This is a genomic window from Fortiea contorta PCC 7126, assembly GCF_000332295.1.
Taxonomy (GTDB): Bacteria; Cyanobacteriota; Cyanobacteriia; order Cyanobacteriales; family Nostocaceae; genus Fortiea; species Fortiea contorta.
Window position 1 is genome coordinate 3,888,939 of the sequence record NZ_KB235930.1, and the last position, 15,160, is coordinate 3,904,098.

The following is a 15,160-nucleotide window of genomic DNA, read 5'->3' on the forward strand; positions in this document are numbered from 1 at the left end:
CCTATTCCCTCCTCCCTCTCTCTTGGGGAATAATTTCTGTAACTACTCTATTACCAGTGTTACCGCCTTTGACGACGATGTTTTCTGTTTGCAAATTACCAACGGCGGTGTCACCTGTAAATGTTAATCGCGGTTCGGCTTGCTGATAAACTACATTTCCCTGGGCTTCGACTAATTTGTTGTCTAGAAACCAAGTCAATGTTTGAGATTGAAGGGATTGGCGCCGCTGTCCAATGGCGTTTACGTTGCCTGTGAGATATACTGTTTTTTGCGGTATTTTCATTTCGCCTTGATTGGCAGTTACTGTTACATTTTCGGCTTTATGTACGACGCGAATTGGTGAATTGGTGGTAAGATTTTCGGCGTTGATGTTCCAGTTGATTGAATTACTCGTGATTTGCATTGGTGGGTTGAGTAATTCTATCTGGGCGTTTTGTTTGAGAGTAGCAATTTTGGTTTTTAAATCGACTTCAGCTGCATTTCCTGTACCGCGATCGCTAAGTTGATTATTTTTATAATGGTCAATTTGTACAGGGCGATCGCCAATTAATTTTTCGGCTTTGATTTGCCATAATAAATGTTCTGTTTTCATTTGCACTTGGGGATCGGCGGAGGTAGCGACCACTCCTCCCGAAAATTCCATGCGCTGTTCGCGGGTTTTAACTTTTGCTTCTCGTGCTACTGCTTGTAATTGTTTATGTGTTCCTTGTAATTGGTTGCGGACAATTAATAAGTCTTCTTTGGGACGCCATTCTAATTCATTACCTCGCAACACAATTCCATTGCGCGGGTCGGTAGCTACTATCTTTCCTTTGAGAAATAATTGCTTACCATCTTGCTCAATATCTGCTTTTTCTGCGGTAATTTGATAAACTACTTTTCCGTCTTGATACAGTTCACCAGAGGGATTTTCTGCTTCACCGATTTGTTTTTCTTTGGTGTATTTGGCTTGTTTCGCGTTGACTTTCCAAATTGGTCGCCCCACTTCATCAAATTGTTCAAAAGCTACGCCAAAAAAAGTTAATTTACTATTTTCATCCTGTCCAGGTGACGCAGAAGCGCCGGGTTTAGCATTGGTGGGAATTCTCCCACGACAGCCAACTAAACCAATCAACAAACAAATAGTTAAAGGTAGATAACGCCAAGTTTTTTTTAATTGTAAAAGATTCAGGATCCGAGATAAAAAAAAGTGGGGGAAGTTTATATTATTTTCCCCCTGATTGCGGAAATTCCCTCTTAAATTTTTCTTGCCTTGTTGATGCTGCATTAGTCTTGAATTTCTAAATGTCCATCAGTATCTCTGGGGTCTTCTAAAAAGCCCATGGTAGATAAGGGTCGGTATGGGTAACTTTGGCGGGGGGTTTTTTGGATATCTTCTTTAATGGCTTCTAAATCAATGTAGCGATCGCTCACATTAATTAAACTATCACTGGTCATCGAGCGCAAACTCACAACCTCGACTCGCACACCGCGATAACTAACTGAATTTACTGCGTAGGCTAAATCTCCATCCCCGCTAACCAAAACTGCTGTATCATAGGAATCTACCAAAGCCATCATATCTACCGCTATTTCTACATCCAGGTTAGCTTTTTTTGAGCCGTCTGGTAGTTGCACCAAATCCTTAGCAATGACTCGATAACCATTGCGGCGCATCCACAACAAAAACCCTTGTTGCTTCTCGTTTGTCCGGTCTACTCCTGTGTAGAAAAAAGCCCGCAACAGTCTAGAACCACCAGTTAATCGACACAACAACTTGGTATAATCAATCTCGATCCCCAGTTGCAGGGCAGCATAAAATAGATTTGAACCATCAATAAATATAGCGACTCGACCGCGATTTTCCAAAACTTGTTCTGGCGTAAATATCGAATCGTTTTCCAAATTATTCAACATTGTTGTCATACCTCGAATTTTATCCTTGTGATATTTGATACAAAAATTTTACTTTTTAGATGCAAGTAAGAAAGGCTTATGATAATCTTCCGGGGCTAATAAAAACAGCCCCGATGAAATTTTTGGCAGAAAATAGAGAATTAACCAAATCAAAAATTGTCAGTACTAATCGTTTTTTGGCAGTTCTATGCGTTTAAATATGGGTTGGGGTGTACCCAATTGTTGTTTACTGGATAGTAACCCCCATTGGGCGTGGCTGCCAAAAGGTGCTGTAGTGGCGCTCTCTATGGGATCGTTAAAGTTGATCCCGAAGCCCAGTTGCTGATAGATATCGCCACTGATGTTCGGAATCACAGGGGACAAAAGATAAGCTGCTAGTCTAACCGATTCCAGAACTGCGTACAGTACTTGTTCTAATACTTGTTGCTGTCCCTGCTTATATAATGACCAAGGAGCTTGTTCATCAATAAACTTGTTGCTAGCCTGTACCAGCAATAGGACAGATTCGCAAGCTTGATTGAAAGCTAGCGCCTCATAGGCTTGCTTTACCTGTTCCCCTAGACATAACCCAATCGCTTTTAAAGGACTATCAGCCGGAATAGCTGTATGAGCGATGGTTGGTACATTACCGGCGCAGTATTTCTTCACCATGTTGAGGGTGCGATTTAACAAATTGCCTAAATCATTTGCCAAATCTGCATTCAAAACATTAATGAATCTAATTTCATTAAAGTCGCCATCCTTGCCAAATTCGATTTCCTTAAGGAAGTAATAACGAACGGCGTCGCTACCATAGCGCTGGACTAACCCCACGGGATCGAGGGTATTACCTAGGCTTTTGCCCATTTTTTGTCCGTCTTTGGTCAAAAAGCCATGCCCAAATACGCGCTCTGGTAATGGTAAACTAGCGGATAACAACATTGCTGGCCAATACACTGCATGAAAGCGGAGAATATCCTTACCAATCAGGTGTAGGTTAATCGGCCACCATTTAGCTAAAGCATTTTCTAATGTTGGTTCCTCATCAGGTTCTAGTAATGCTGTAACATACCCTAGTAACGCATCAAACCAGACGTAGAGGGTGTGGTGGGGATCTGTTGGTACTGGGAAACCCCAGTCTAAATTCACTCGTGAAATCGAAAAGTCTTGCAATCCCTGATTCACGAAACTTAAGACTTCATTACGGCGACTGGCTGGCTGGATAAAATCTGGTTGGGAGTGATAATACTCTGTTAGTTGAGTTTGATATTTAGATAGACGAAAGAAATAGTTCTGCTCGTCTCGCCACTCGACTTCTTTGTTAGTATGAATTGGACAGCGGCGTCCTTCTAACAATTCTCGTTCTTCTTTAAATTCTTCACAGGATACACAGTACCAGCCTGTTTGTTGTCCTTTGTAGATGTCTCCTGCTTCCCATACTCTTTGAAAAAATTCTTTAACAATCCCTTGATGACGGGGTGCGGTAGTTCGACTAAAGCGATCGTATTGAATATTCAATAATTCCCACAAACTAACAAAGCTGGGGACTATTTGATCGCAAAATTCCTGTGGTGCTTTCCCTAAACTTTCTGCTGTCCGCTGGATTTTTTGCCCATGTTCATCTGTACCCGTAATTAACAGTACTTGATTGCCTAACTGTTTTTGAAACCGAGCTACAACGTCAGCTGCAATTGTTGTATAAGCGCTACCTATATGGGGTATATCGTTTACATAATATAACGGCGTTGTCAGTGCAAATGTCTTTTTTGTTTTATCCACGAGATTCATGCAAAATTAAAAACAGATTATTAAAACGTTTTCTATCTAACTTTTATCGACAAAACCACGCAATTATATAACACAACTCCTATTTTTTCAAACAACATCCTAATAGTAGCAAATTTATTAAATGTAGGATGGTGAGACGATCTGTATAGATATAGCTAATTTATCGCCAAAAGGTGAAAATTATCTATTAATAATTTTTCCCCAAAGCTTTTAACGGGATTTGTTGTGACTCTCAACACAAAACTTTTAATTCAGAAAATATCTTAGCCCTGATGGATTAAGACATTTCTACCTTAAGACGGTTAAGGGGAGCGGTGAAGAAATGTAAAAGTTAAGTCAAGATTAACTGCGATACTTTCTGAAAAATATACTAATTAGTTATGAGTCTAAATAGCCCCCAGTTGATTTCTAACAGTTTTTTAACAGCGTTGGCAACGCAAATGTTTCGCTATTATGAGGATCGCATTCCTAGAGACGCTAGTGTGTTGGTGGTGAGCAATCATCGCAGCTTTATGGATGCAATGGTTTTGATGTCAGCGCTATCGAGTCCGATCCGTTTTGCTTGTCATCACTATATGGGACAAGTGCCATTGATGCGAGAACTGGTCACGGGTGCTTTGGGTTGTTTTCCTTTAGAAGAAAGCAAACATCGTCAACATAGTTTTTTTACGCAGTCACAAGCTTTGTTGCTCTCAAAGCAGATGGTGGGAGTTTTTCCCGAAGGAACTGAGCCAATGGTAAAATTTACTTCGGCGAGTCATGTAGGTGAATTTCAACGAGGATTTGCTCATTTAGCATTGCGAGCTGCTGTGAAAGATTTAGCTATTTTACCAATAGCGATCGCCTCCTTAGAAGAAGTAAACACTGCAGCTTTTCCTTTGAGATTGTTGAGTTTATTCGATCCTTCAGAACCTTTTTTCCAGCAGTCAGGTTGGCATCCTTTAGTTCTTTATCGTCGAGTTGCTGTATTAATTGGTCAGCCTTATTGGATTCAACCCCAACATCAAGAAAAATATCAAGGAAAACAAGCCAAAACTGTTGTTGCTGAACTAACAGGCTACTGTCATCATGAAATCACTAAATTACTGCGTCAAGGTTGTTATTAAGGATGAAGGATGAAGTATGAAGGATGAAGGGTGAAGGATGAAGTATGAAGGATGAGGGGTGAAGGGTGAATACCTGATTGCAGTACGTATCAAATTAGTACTTATTAATACTTAAGTGTTGCTTTCCTTAATTAAAAGAGGAATATTTTTATCCGGTTTTGCTATTCAAGTTATGATTTTATAAGATTTTCGTTAAAATGTAACATTTTGACGCCCAAGACTTTATATATATCCAGCCTTGGGTTTGCATAGAAAAAACTCTATAAAACCAGAAGATTAAAATCGGATTTTATCATGCCACAAGTTGAGTTAAAGCCGTGTTTCCTGACTCCTAAACGTATACAGTTAGAGTTACCACTGTTTGTCTATTTACCAGGAATGGATGGCACAGGTGAATTGTTGCGATCGCAAACTGCGGGATTAGAAGCTGGTTTTGATGTGCGCTGCTTGACCATTCCTCGTAAAGATCTCACTAGTTGGGAAGAACTGAGTAATAATGTCCTCGACTTAATCCATGCAGAATTAGAAAAAAGCTCCCAAAGAGCAGTTTATTTGTGTGGTGAGTCCTTTGGGGGTGCTTTGGCGATGAAAGTAGCGGTGAATGCGCCGCAATTGTTTAAACGCGTTATTCTGATTAACCCAGCTTCTAGCTTTCATCTACGTCCTTGGTTAGATTGGGCTTCTCGATTAACTGAGTTAGTGCATCCATGTCTTTATGATTTAGGTGCACTAGGCTTATTACCATTTTTAGCATTTTTGCCTCGCATTTGTCGTAGCGATCGCCAAGAATTACTGAAAACTATGCGTTCAGTTCCACCAGAAACAGTCTATTGGCGATTGTCTTTGCTCAGAGAGTTTCATGTTGATCAAGCAGATTTACGGCGTCTGATTCAACCAGTTTTGTTAATAGCTGGCGTTTACGATCGCCTTTTACCTTCTGTAAGTGAAATTAGACGTTTAGCTAATATTTTACCCAACAGTAAAGCTGTGATATTACCTCACAGCGGACATGCTTGTTTGCTAGAGAAAGATATTAATTTGTATGAAATTCTTAAAGAGAATAACTTTTTAGAAAATAGGACTGAGGTAATGAGTGGGATAACAGTTAAAGATTCAGTCAGTTAACAGGCGATACCTGCGGCTTATTCCCTTTCTAGTCGCCTTTTGATGGAATCTATTAATTCAGCCAAGAGTACTGTTAATTTTGTACTCAAAAATTGTGCTTTTAGATAGATGTCAAGGATATGATATTTCGCTACTGTTTAGAAACAGAGGCTTTCTGAACAGTAGCACCATGACAAACAAATCCACATCAACACAGCAAAAAGAGAATAAAAACAATCAACCATCTGCTTTTAATTTCTTGAGTAGCACAATTGGCGGAGTGGGGAAAATAATTACCCAAAAAGCAGTAGAAGCAACGCAACAAACACGTCAGTTAATTGAAAAGTCAACTCAAACTGGCGGGGAAATAGTTAACTATCTCAGCAAAAATTGGTTGATTCGCAAAGTATCTGGTTTTTTAAATCTTAATTGGTTGATTGGCGCTAGTGACAGTGTGGATTTGGAAAAAGCTGCAATAGCTGCAGAAAAACTTAAACAAAAGTATCCCCAAGAATCACCCAGTCAAATTGCTCACCGAATTATGGTGGAAAAAGCAACTCAAGCTGGTAGTATTGGATTAGCAACTAGTGTTTTACCAGGATTTGCGGCAGCGTTGTTAGCAATTGATTTGACAGCTACAACCAAATTACAATCAGATATGCTTTATCAAATCGCCGCTGTTTACGGACTAGATTTAAAAGATCCCGCTCGTAAAGGTGAAGTGTTGGCGATTTTTGGTTTAGGTTTGGGTGGAAGTCGGCTTTTGAAAGCTGCGGGTTTAGGTTTGTTGAGAAATGTACCTTTTGCGGGCGCGGCGATCGCAGTTAGTTCAAATGCAACTATGATCTATTCATTGGGGTATGCTGCTTGTCGGTTTTATGAAGCCAAACTAGATGAATCAGTTTCCTTGACCGATAAAGAAACAATTGCCAAACTCCAACAAGAAAGCGCAGATTATTTAGAAAGTGCGATCGCTCAAAAAGTGATCATGGATAAAATTTTAGTGCATATGATCCAAGCTGGTCATCCAGAAAAAACTTGGGCAGAAATTTTACCCGAACTCAAAGCTGCAAATCTCAGCGAAACCTCTTTAACAGCCATAGCCGAAGATATCCAATCACCCCAGCCTTTAGATAGCTTGCTGAATCAACTTAATCGTGACTTTGCTATTCCCCTGTTAGCGCAATGCAAGAAGATAGCCCAGCTTGATCATCAGATTACACCAAAAGAGCAACAAGTGATCGATGCGATCGCTCTTAAATTTAATCTTAATGCGGTATAGGGTTGAGGGAATGGGAAATGGCGATCGCTTTGATTTATCCTCAAAAAACGAGAAGCGCCATATTACAATGGTGTTGAAGATGAAAGAATATAAACTTTTCAAAAAATATAAATACTGTCGATGAGCAAATCAGTATCTTTTCAGACAGTCATTGAATATGTAGAAGCTCTTTCGACTGAAGAGCAAGATTTACTACTCGAACTCATTTCTAAAAGGCGTATTGAAAAACGGCGTCAAGAAATTGCTAAAAACGCTGCACAAACGCTGAAATCAATTAAAACAGGTACAGCCAAGCATGGTACTCTTGAGGAGCTACGGGCTGATTTGTTAAGTGAAGAATGAGAGTTCTTGTTTGGGATAATAGTTTTAAACGCGCTTTTAAACGAGTTGTTCGTAAAAATCCTCGCTTAAAAGCAACGATTTTTGAAGTTTTGGAATTACTTGTAACTGATCCATTTGCACCTACTTTAAAATCACACAAATTAAAGGGTGATTTAGACGGTTTATGGGCTTGTTGGGTTGAATATGATTGCCGTATTATCTACACATTTGAGCAAAATATTGATCAAAATGAAGAAATGATTGTGCTAATTGATATTGGCACTCATGATGAGGTATATTGAGAAATAAAATTATTGCTTCTTATCTCCAAAAAAGCCTGCTGGCGACGCGTGGTTATTTCTTGATTGAAATCAGCAAATGTTTCATCAGACATATCGTCCCAACAACCAGCAAACTGCATAATTCTTTCTGGTGTACCTTTAGATGCCTCCACACCGACTCGAAAATAATAAATAAAATTATATACTTCTTCTAGTTTTTCTTCAGGAATAAGATTTATTTCTTTCAAGAGTTTTGTACGTATATTTGATGATTCCATATAGCAAATTTTTGTTTAGTAATTATGGGATAATATCTCGTAACCTGTTTGCTGCAATATCAGCTTCAGCTTTAGCAATTAACTTATTTAATTTTCCCGATGTCAAATCAGATGCAATTTGCTGATTCCATATTTGTTCTAAATATTCTTCCAACCAAGTAGCCAGTTGACGAATATCATTTTCTGGTAGTTGTTTGATAGCAGCTTCTATTTCTGGCAAAGTACCCATATTTGAGTCGTTACCTAAATACTTTTCTTATAGTATAGATATAACTCACACTTGATACCCCACAGTAAATGACAGCGACCAGCATCAACATTGGGACACTCATCAGCCGCACGACCGGACTCCACGGCGGTGTTCCCCATGTTTCAGGCAAAGGAATCACTGTGCGACGAATTGTTCACTGGTACAAGCGGGGTCTAGTCGCTGAGGAAATAAGCGATCGCATTGGCAATGTCACCCTTGCTGAAGTCTACGCAGATCTAGCCTATTATCACGCCAATACTAACGAAATTGAAGCCGATATTGCTCATCAAGCCGCAGAAGCACAACGGCTAGAGATGCTTCATCAAACTTCCACTGGAATAGGATGAGTATTATTCGCCTCTATATCGATGAAGATTCCCAGGATCAATCCTTGATTAGAGGACTCCATGCCCGCAAAATCGATGTCATCACCGTCAACGAAACTCAAACCGCAGGCTTAATTGATCTTGAACAGTTGCGCCTAGCTACTCAGCAACAACGAGTGCTTTATAGCCACAACATCGGTGATTTCTGCCAGATTCATACGGAATTTGCGATGAACAATGAAATGCACTCAGGAATTGCTCTTTTGGATCAGAATTACTCGGTTGGATGCAACACAATTGAGGGCGGGAAAACCCATTGGTGTCAACTTAAGGCTAAACCCATAGCCCGCCTCAGAATGAATTCTGAGTCTAAGAGGAAAAGTCATCTCAAGATGACTAAAAATTCTAAAAAATCCTCAGTTTACTTTAGTAAACTTTGGCTATTAGCCTTGGAATTCATTCCAAGGTGGGCAAGTAAGCCTTGCAATAAGCCATCTATGGCTTAAGTTGACACTAATGAACCCCGCCCCTACGGGTTTTGCGATTTAAAACTGTAGTTTGAGAAAGCAATCTGCCTTTTTGCTTGCGGAAAATACCAAAATGAGTAAGCATTTCAGCATTTTGCTTGCGGAAAATACCAAAAACAGTAAGCATTTGGGCTAAATGAGTAAGCATTTTGGTTAAATGAGTTAATAATCAGGCAATAGGAGTCAACATTTTCAAGAAATGATGAAGTAATCCTGAAGGGGAGACGAAATAAGCTACAATATAGATTCAATAAGCTTCATGGCTCTTAAACCTTGTTGATAATGCTTCCACTTATTACGATTAATTCTCATTAATTGTGTGACTAAATCAATACAGCTATCCTTGAAATGTACCCATGTTTGACCATATAAGCCGATATAAAAACTACTGTGTCTCCGTTGAGAACGACTCCTTTCTTTAATCCGAGCTATATATTTTTGGATTCCTTTGCGTTTAATAAGTTGACCATTAATTGTTGCAGAGGTGTAAGCGATCGCTATCAACAAAACTAGAGAAATAAAACGTTCACCTTGAACATTAGTGTTTCTAAGTTATAGCCACCTGTTTTGAAATCTCTAAACATTTCTTCAATATCAAATCGCTTTTTGTAAGCAGCAATTGCTGACTCTAGGGTGTCAAAATTTGTTAAAATAAACCATGCTTCTTTGGGTGCTACTCCGTTAATTTTACGTTGCCACTTACCAGCCACATTAAAACTGATAAAACCCTGAGTCTTTGTTACCTTAACTCCCTTGATAAAAAAAGATACTCCAGGAGTTAATCCTAAACTGCTTAACTCCATAAACATATCTTGTTTAATTTCTACAAATTCATTCTTTTTCAATCGCAAACAAAAATATACATCCTTGCTCTGAAGGTACTTTGCTAGTTTTACCGAGCAAAATTCTCTATCCCCCAACACACAGATTTTATAATCTTTCAATATTGCTATAACTGGCGATAATATTTTCTGCTGTTCCGTGAGATTACTACTACCTAATTTGGGCAGCAAACTAAAATATATTGGTATGGCTCTTTTATCCCAAATCACGCTGACCATTAATAAGTTTATCCGACTCCAATTAGTCCTATCAATTGCTATATAAATAATTTTTTCATTCTGGAAGTAGTTTGCTATTAGTTCTTGAATAATTGGCAACCAAACTTTTTCAATTGTGAGATTTGGTAATGATAAAAATCTTTGTATTCTTTTTCTTCTGCTTTCAAATTTAATTCCCAAAGGTAGCGCATTCGCTAATTTTTCTAAAGTTACTTCTTTGATTGACTGCAACGGATGTATCAAAATTTTTAGCAACAGATATTCTGCTAAACTCAATTGACTTTTTAAGTGCTTTTGGTACAATATAGCTAACATTATCATTAAGTAGGTCTTATTGACAAAACTAGACCTACCTTTTTCTATCACAAAACGCTACCCATCTTATACACCAAGCTTTTTAGGCTGTTTCGTCTCCCCTCCAGGAAGTAATCTGCTTTTTGCTGATTTAAATCGATTTTATATGTTGTTTTGATGAAGTTATGAGATTTAAGGTGCGTTGTCGTCAAGCGCCGCACCTTTAGGGTTAGGCATTTTCTTGATTTTTATCTTTGTCTAATGCTTCCTGGATGACACGACGACAAAATTCTGGAGGATCATCCTTGGTGGCTAGTTCTTCCTTCATCGCCTTGGTGATGCGGAGGTTAATCCTTTCTGTTAAGGGTTCTTCTCTAGTTGATTTAATTGGTTGTAAATTTTGCGGGTTCCCTTTAGGATTAGCCATTGTTGAGAAATATAAAGATAGCTTGATTTATTAGGTGCTCAAAAAATAGATTGTTTTTTGATGGTTGCCACAACTTGCCGGAAGTACAACCACCAATATCCATATACAAACATGGACATTACTATTTTATGTTCAGGGTAACTGAAATTTCTTGCACAATTCTTGAAACAATAAGTTGACTACCTTACTCATCAGCTTACCTTGAATGTGTTTACCAGCTAATAACTTCTCACCCTGTTCACTGACGTTGCTTTTGAGTGAGTCGCGGTAGTCAATTAATTGCTTAGTCAAGTCATTTTGTGGAAGCCTACCAGTCTCCACACCGGAAAGAACATACTGCCACAAGCTAATACGGCACAGTGAAGATCCACTGGCTTTCTCAATTAAACCATCGCCCGACTGTTCCAGAACCGTGCCCATACCTAATCTGATTTTGAAAATGTCACGGCTGCGGTTGCGTTTGATGCGTTTGGTTTCGCCGGCGAGTCGCTTGACAATGGTTTCACCATTTTGGCGAATACGCTCGGTTTTTTTGACTTCACGCACTTCATACTCAATGACAGGTTTACCGTTCGTCCCCAAGAAAGACTCGAATGGATAAATCCTGGTGAGCAAGCGCGATCGCACTCGCAAGCCAAAGCCGAATTTATCAAACACGCTCATGTAAGGCTTAAATGCCTCGTCAGTCAGCATTTTAGTAATTCTGGCTTCTAAGCGCTGCTCATAAAATGAAATGTCGCACATCCAATTAGCGTGTAGTTCGAGCATGGGGTCTATTTCAATCCCATATTCTTGAGCAATGGAAAGTTTGTACCGATTTTCAATTCGGGTTTTTCCGACGGGCGAAATTTCCAGCCTTTTAGCTAACCATGCCCAAAGCGGTGGTAATAATCCTGGTTTGCTGGCGCTACTCTTAGTATGAGCTGCTTCCGGAAATTGCCAAGCCAAAAGCTGACGGGCATAATTGACAATTGGCGACTGCACCCGGTTGAGATGCTCCAATTGTTGGCAGAGATCGCGGAGTTCATCGATAGGTTCCGGGCGGTGCATGAGAAAATATTTCATGTTTATTTCCCCAGTTTCGAGCCGATGATCTTCATCGTGGCCATAAGCAGCCATTGCTAATGCGTCAGCCGCATCACTCTTATTAGGTAAATTCTTTCCACCCCGGTAACGTCTTAACTCCATATGCCCAACCCACAAGATTTTAACTTCTAGTTTGTTGAGGATGGAAGCCCACAATTTTGAATAGTGATTTCCGGTTGGTTCCAAAATGGCGTAGTCGGGTTGAATTTCTGTTAGGTAATCCGCAAAATCAAAAGCTGATTTTTGTTTTTTGCTAACATCGGGATTGGAGTAAAAAGCTGGGTATAAGCTTGATGCTTTATTCCTGGTTTTATCCCAGTATTTTCTTAATCCGCCCTTGGGGTATTGTGTTAAAATATGGCAAGTTACGCTTGATTTACTAACATCAATCCCCAAAATTGTTAATTCTGTTGTCATGGTTCTGTGTTGCAATAAAGGTATTTTTTAGGAGTGGAGTCCTGGAATAAACCCAAACTAAACAGCGCACGAATCACCCTAACGCCCCACGCTTGAGGGGCGCGATTCAGGAGTAAACGCATTTGGGTAAACCATTGCATCGCAGAAGCTGCGCTTGAACAAAAAAACGCCTCATTTAGGGGCGCGATTCACACGTAACGCCGCATTTCCTGTGTGCAATGGGGCAGACTGCTTTGGACACAATCCGCGACGCTCGGAATTACCGAGCGTTTCGGCTACTGTGTCAGGTAGCCTCATCAGGCGGATTACTTTGATGCATCTTCTAAAAGTGTGTTGATCTGGCTCACAAAGGCTTTTAAATTTCTGTCTGAATCGGCTGATGAATTTTCAATTGTTCCAAGATACTCAATCAATTCATCTAATTTGCTACGTGCTTTAATCAGTTGATGCCATGTAACGTAATAATCCCACGCTGGATCTGGTTCAGGAATGTTATCAGGTTTAATCATTTTTCTCCTCATTAATAATTTCAAATTGCCAATAGGGAAAGAGGGAATCAAGTAATCTTTTATGTTGTTCGCATTCTGTCAGCGTTCCCTTTAAAATCATTCCACTTTGAATCCCCCAGTAATGATGGTTGCGGCTAAATGTTATTTGATAAATCATCACTCATTCGTACCAATCCTCATCATCTTCATCGTCATCGCCATAGCCAACTAATGACCAGTTTTGACCAGGGTTCTGCTGATTCAAAATTTCAACCATTGCCCGACCACTTAAAACATCAAAAACTGAATAATTAGCCAGCATTCTATTAACTTCATTTCGTTTCATTGCCTCAGCCAATTCTGGGGTATGCAGGCGAGAATCAATATCCTCAATGCTGCTAATCGGCGGCGGGACTTCATCACCCTCAATCCACCGGGCGTGCTGGTCATTATAAAATTCCATACACGCTGTCTCTGATGGTGGTTGGGGTGCAGTTTCGAGCCAGTCAGCAAGTTCTTTAGTTCGTTGCATTGACTCCGCTCCACACATCATGGATTCTATCCATTCCGGGCGCACTGCAAAGCCACCTTTTTCTGCGGCTTCTTGTGCAACTTGGCGAAATTCTACTTTGTAGTGAGTGGCGATAACTTGCGCTAAAGCACTGACTTGCAGGCTGTTCAAGCGCTCTAAATCAATTATCCATAAAGCTTCGTTTTGGAATTCCCCCGCGGCTCTTTCTAAAGGGAATGGATCTCGCATGGGTATCATCCCACTTGGGAATAAAACCATGATTTTCTCGTAAGGATTGCCGGGTTTGAGTTTTACCCAGGTGTCGTGTTTAGTCATGATCATTGGTAAAATTTGCATACTGCTTGAATCCACAGCGAATGATTTGAGTGGGCGATCGCCTGCACCGTCTCCTGAGTGCGATCGCTATTAAATTACCAGCCGTTGCTCGCGCCCTCCTCAAGAATTTGCTGCAAGTATTTTTTTCCCTCAGCCCAGTTCCTACCCCCAAGTTTGAGAATTTGCTCAATGACAAAAGTCTCACCCTTAACTTCCAGTAGTGCTACTACTGCGAAGTAAAAGCCTTTTTTTTGGGAAGTGGAAGTTGTAAGCCCATCATGACGCTCCGCGCTGGGCTCCTTATATAAGTGTTCCAGGCTGGTTTTCAATTCCGTCTCGACTTCCGGCGGGTAAGTTGAAGGAGCGTAAACCTCATAAAGCGCCTCCTCTTGTTGCTGAGTGTGCAACGCAATTTCCAATTGCTCTAACTCCTGGTTCATTGCAGACAATGCCCCCCGGCGGGCTTCTTGGATCATCAGTCTTTGGGATTCCCTGACGAGTTGCACCCCTGCAACCAGTGCCAAACTGTAGGAAATTCCCTTACCAATTGCAGGCATGGGGGAAAGTGCAGCGAGCCAGAAAGCAGCGGTACTTGCTAGCAGGCAATTGGTTTTTATCCAGCGATTAGCCACTGCAGCAACCCTCCCAATACAACAGAACAGGCTACAGCAATCAGCAGCGCGTAGTAATCAGGCTCGGATATTTTCAGAAACTGACGGGCTGCATCGTCGGTGACTAAAGCCATTCCTAATGCAGCTGCACACATGATGTAAATCACCCACATTACCCGGAATAAAGCCGGATGCAACGCCCCTAGCCAAGCCACACAGCTAGAGGCGATACACCCCAACAGGAACCAAGCCCCCAGGTGTACCGCCTTGACCATTAGTAGTTGTCCTTGATTTTGGCTCTTAATTCTTGAATGCGTTGCTGTGCTTTGTTTTCAGCGCGGTCTAAACCAAAACCCAATTTGGCGTATTCTGGACGCAGTGCGTGGAGGTGTCGCGCCGTGCTAGCGTCGGCGCGTTTTTTAGTTAGTTCACTGTCGGCGGCACCGCGAACGTAACTGCGGTGGTGTTTGTGAACTGCGGCGTCAGCATTCTCAATCTTGGTCAGTGACCTGTAAGCGCGCCTTGATTGTCTGGCACCGTCAGCTTTCTCTGTAGCCAATTCTTTCAGCGCGTCGGCTTCAGCTTTGTTAAAGTAACGTGGTGTATTATTTATGGGTGCTGTTCTCACGGTTTCCCAACTTCCCGCGTTCATGGGGTTAATCGCGGTTGGATCTGTGGGTGACAGGACTCTATTTTTGTCAATTCCATGCCCACCAGTGGCGAGTGAGGATTGACTCTCTTTGCTGCTGGATTTACCAGCGCTGGTGATACGTGCCAGGATTCCCATTTAT

General features: G+C 40.8%; 19 protein-coding genes and 1 pseudogene. 7 read left to right on the plus strand and 13 right to left on the minus strand.

The features are described from left to right. Window position 1: 1 nt before the first annotated feature. The 3 genes from lptC to metG all read right to left on the minus strand — a co-directional run bounded on the left by lptC (window position 2) and on the right by metG (window position 3,663). Window positions 2–1,267 carry an LPS export ABC transporter periplasmic protein LptC gene (gene lptC, locus MIC7126_RS0117970; RefSeq protein ID WP_017654554.1) on the minus strand — a complete coding sequence of 422 codons (1,266 nt, stop codon included), beginning with the start codon at window positions 1,265–1,267 and terminating at the stop codon, window positions 2–4. Then, window positions 1,267–1,896, minus strand: coding sequence for a LabA-like NYN domain-containing protein (locus MIC7126_RS0117975; protein WP_017654555.1), 630 nt, complete (start codon window positions 1,894–1,896; stop codon window positions 1,267–1,269). The genes lptC and MIC7126_RS0117975 overlap by 1 nt, the downstream gene beginning before the upstream one ends. A 165-nt stretch (window positions 1,897–2,061) precedes the next feature. After that, window positions 2,062–3,663 carry a methionine--tRNA ligase gene (gene metG / locus MIC7126_RS0117980; RefSeq protein ID WP_017654556.1) on the minus strand — a complete coding sequence of 534 codons (1,602 nt, stop codon included), beginning with the start codon at window positions 3,661–3,663 and terminating at the stop codon, window positions 2,062–2,064. Window positions 3,664–4,043: 380 nt separating this feature from the next. On the opposite strand from metG, the gene MIC7126_RS0117985 reads away from it, so the two are divergent. The 5 genes from MIC7126_RS0117985 to MIC7126_RS0118005 all read left to right on the plus strand — a co-directional run bounded on the left by MIC7126_RS0117985 (window position 4,044) and on the right by MIC7126_RS0118005 (window position 7,778). Beyond that, the gene (locus MIC7126_RS0117985; protein ID WP_017654557.1) at window positions 4,044–4,769 is read left to right on the plus strand and encodes a lysophospholipid acyltransferase family protein; all 726 of its coding nucleotides are present in this window, start codon (window positions 4,044–4,046) and stop codon (window positions 4,767–4,769) included. A gap of 294 nt (window positions 4,770–5,063) precedes the next feature. Beyond that, window positions 5,064–5,894 carry an alpha/beta fold hydrolase gene (locus MIC7126_RS0117990; protein ID WP_017654558.1) on the plus strand — a complete coding sequence of 277 codons (831 nt, stop codon included), beginning with the start codon at window positions 5,064–5,066 and terminating at the stop codon, window positions 5,892–5,894. Window positions 5,895–6,063: 169 nt separating this feature from the next. After that, the gene (locus MIC7126_RS0117995; protein ID WP_017654559.1) at window positions 6,064–7,155 is read left to right on the plus strand and encodes a hypothetical protein; all 1,092 of its coding nucleotides are present in this window, start codon (window positions 6,064–6,066) and stop codon (window positions 7,153–7,155) included. A gap of 120 nt (window positions 7,156–7,275) precedes the next feature. Further along, window positions 7,276–7,497 carry a hypothetical protein gene (locus MIC7126_RS0118000; RefSeq protein WP_017654560.1) on the plus strand — a complete coding sequence of 74 codons (222 nt, stop codon included), beginning with the start codon at window positions 7,276–7,278 and terminating at the stop codon, window positions 7,495–7,497. Further along, a complete protein-coding gene (locus tag MIC7126_RS0118005) occupies window positions 7,494–7,778 on the plus strand; it encodes a type II toxin-antitoxin system RelE/ParE family toxin (RefSeq protein ID WP_017654561.1) in 285 nt (94 codons plus the stop codon). The genes MIC7126_RS0118000 and MIC7126_RS0118005 overlap by 4 nt, the downstream gene beginning before the upstream one ends. On the opposite strand, the gene MIC7126_RS0118010 is transcribed toward MIC7126_RS0118005, so the two are convergent. Both MIC7126_RS0118010 and MIC7126_RS0118015 read right to left on the minus strand, forming a co-directional pair. Further along, window positions 7,760–8,035 carry a hypothetical protein gene (locus tag MIC7126_RS0118010; protein WP_017654562.1) on the minus strand — a complete coding sequence of 92 codons (276 nt, stop codon included), beginning with the start codon at window positions 8,033–8,035 and terminating at the stop codon, window positions 7,760–7,762. The two genes, MIC7126_RS0118005 and MIC7126_RS0118010, sit on opposite strands and share 19 nt — an antisense overlap. Window positions 8,036–8,057: 22 nt before the next feature. Beyond that, window positions 8,058–8,264 carry a hypothetical protein gene (locus MIC7126_RS0118015; RefSeq protein WP_017654563.1) on the minus strand — a complete coding sequence of 69 codons (207 nt, stop codon included), beginning with the start codon at window positions 8,262–8,264 and terminating at the stop codon, window positions 8,058–8,060. 68 nt (window positions 8,265–8,332) lie between these two features. Between MIC7126_RS0118015 and MIC7126_RS0118020 the strand changes: the two genes are divergently transcribed. Both MIC7126_RS0118020 and MIC7126_RS31020 read left to right on the plus strand, forming a co-directional pair. Continuing rightward, the gene (locus MIC7126_RS0118020) at window positions 8,333–8,632 is read left to right on the plus strand and encodes a DUF433 domain-containing protein (RefSeq protein WP_017654564.1); all 300 of its coding nucleotides are present in this window, start codon (window positions 8,333–8,335) and stop codon (window positions 8,630–8,632) included. Continuing rightward, window positions 8,629–9,117 (plus strand): DUF5615 family PIN-like protein, encoded by a 489-nt coding sequence (locus tag MIC7126_RS31020; RefSeq protein WP_017654565.1) that lies wholly within the window; start codon window positions 8,629–8,631, stop codon window positions 9,115–9,117. Before MIC7126_RS0118020 ends, MIC7126_RS31020 begins: the two co-directional genes overlap by 4 nt. A gap of 255 nt (window positions 9,118–9,372) precedes the next feature. On the opposite strand, the pseudogene MIC7126_RS27860 reads toward MIC7126_RS31020, so the two are convergent. The 8 genes and pseudogenes from MIC7126_RS27860 to MIC7126_RS0118080 all read right to left on the minus strand — a co-directional run bounded on the left by MIC7126_RS27860 (window position 9,373) and on the right by MIC7126_RS0118080 (window position 15,156). Beyond that, window positions 9,373–10,514: pseudogene (locus MIC7126_RS27860) on the minus strand (IS4 family transposase). Between the two features lie 208 nt (window positions 10,515–10,722). Then, window positions 10,723–10,920, minus strand: coding sequence for a hypothetical protein (locus MIC7126_RS0118040; RefSeq protein WP_017654567.1), 198 nt, complete (start codon window positions 10,918–10,920; stop codon window positions 10,723–10,725). Window positions 10,921–11,052: 132 nt separating this feature from the next. Further along, the gene (locus tag MIC7126_RS0118045) at window positions 11,053–12,423 is read right to left on the minus strand and encodes an IS110 family transposase (protein ID WP_017654568.1); all 1,371 of its coding nucleotides are present in this window, start codon (window positions 12,421–12,423) and stop codon (window positions 11,053–11,055) included. A 305-nt stretch (window positions 12,424–12,728) separates the two neighbouring features. After that, window positions 12,729–12,932 (minus strand): hypothetical protein, encoded by a 204-nt coding sequence (locus MIC7126_RS0118055; protein WP_017654570.1) that lies wholly within the window; start codon window positions 12,930–12,932, stop codon window positions 12,729–12,731. 160 nt (window positions 12,933–13,092) lie between these two features. Beyond that, complete coding sequence (locus MIC7126_RS0118065) at window positions 13,093–13,758, minus strand: hypothetical protein (RefSeq protein WP_238553651.1); 666 nt, start codon at window positions 13,756–13,758, stop codon at window positions 13,093–13,095. A 95-nt stretch (window positions 13,759–13,853) separates the two neighbouring features. Further along, window positions 13,854–14,390 carry a hypothetical protein gene (locus tag MIC7126_RS0118070; RefSeq protein ID WP_081603042.1) on the minus strand — a complete coding sequence of 179 codons (537 nt, stop codon included), beginning with the start codon at window positions 14,388–14,390 and terminating at the stop codon, window positions 13,854–13,856. Continuing rightward, a complete protein-coding gene (locus MIC7126_RS0118075) occupies window positions 14,372–14,644 on the minus strand; it encodes a hypothetical protein (RefSeq protein WP_017654574.1) in 273 nt (90 codons plus the stop codon). The genes MIC7126_RS0118070 and MIC7126_RS0118075 overlap by 19 nt, the downstream gene beginning before the upstream one ends. Beyond that, window positions 14,644–15,156: a hypothetical protein gene (locus tag MIC7126_RS0118080; protein WP_017654575.1), complete on the minus strand. Its 513-nt coding sequence runs from the start codon at window positions 15,154–15,156 to the stop codon at window positions 14,644–14,646. The genes MIC7126_RS0118075 and MIC7126_RS0118080 overlap by 1 nt, the downstream gene beginning before the upstream one ends. Between the last annotated feature and the right edge of the window lie 4 nt (window positions 15,157–15,160).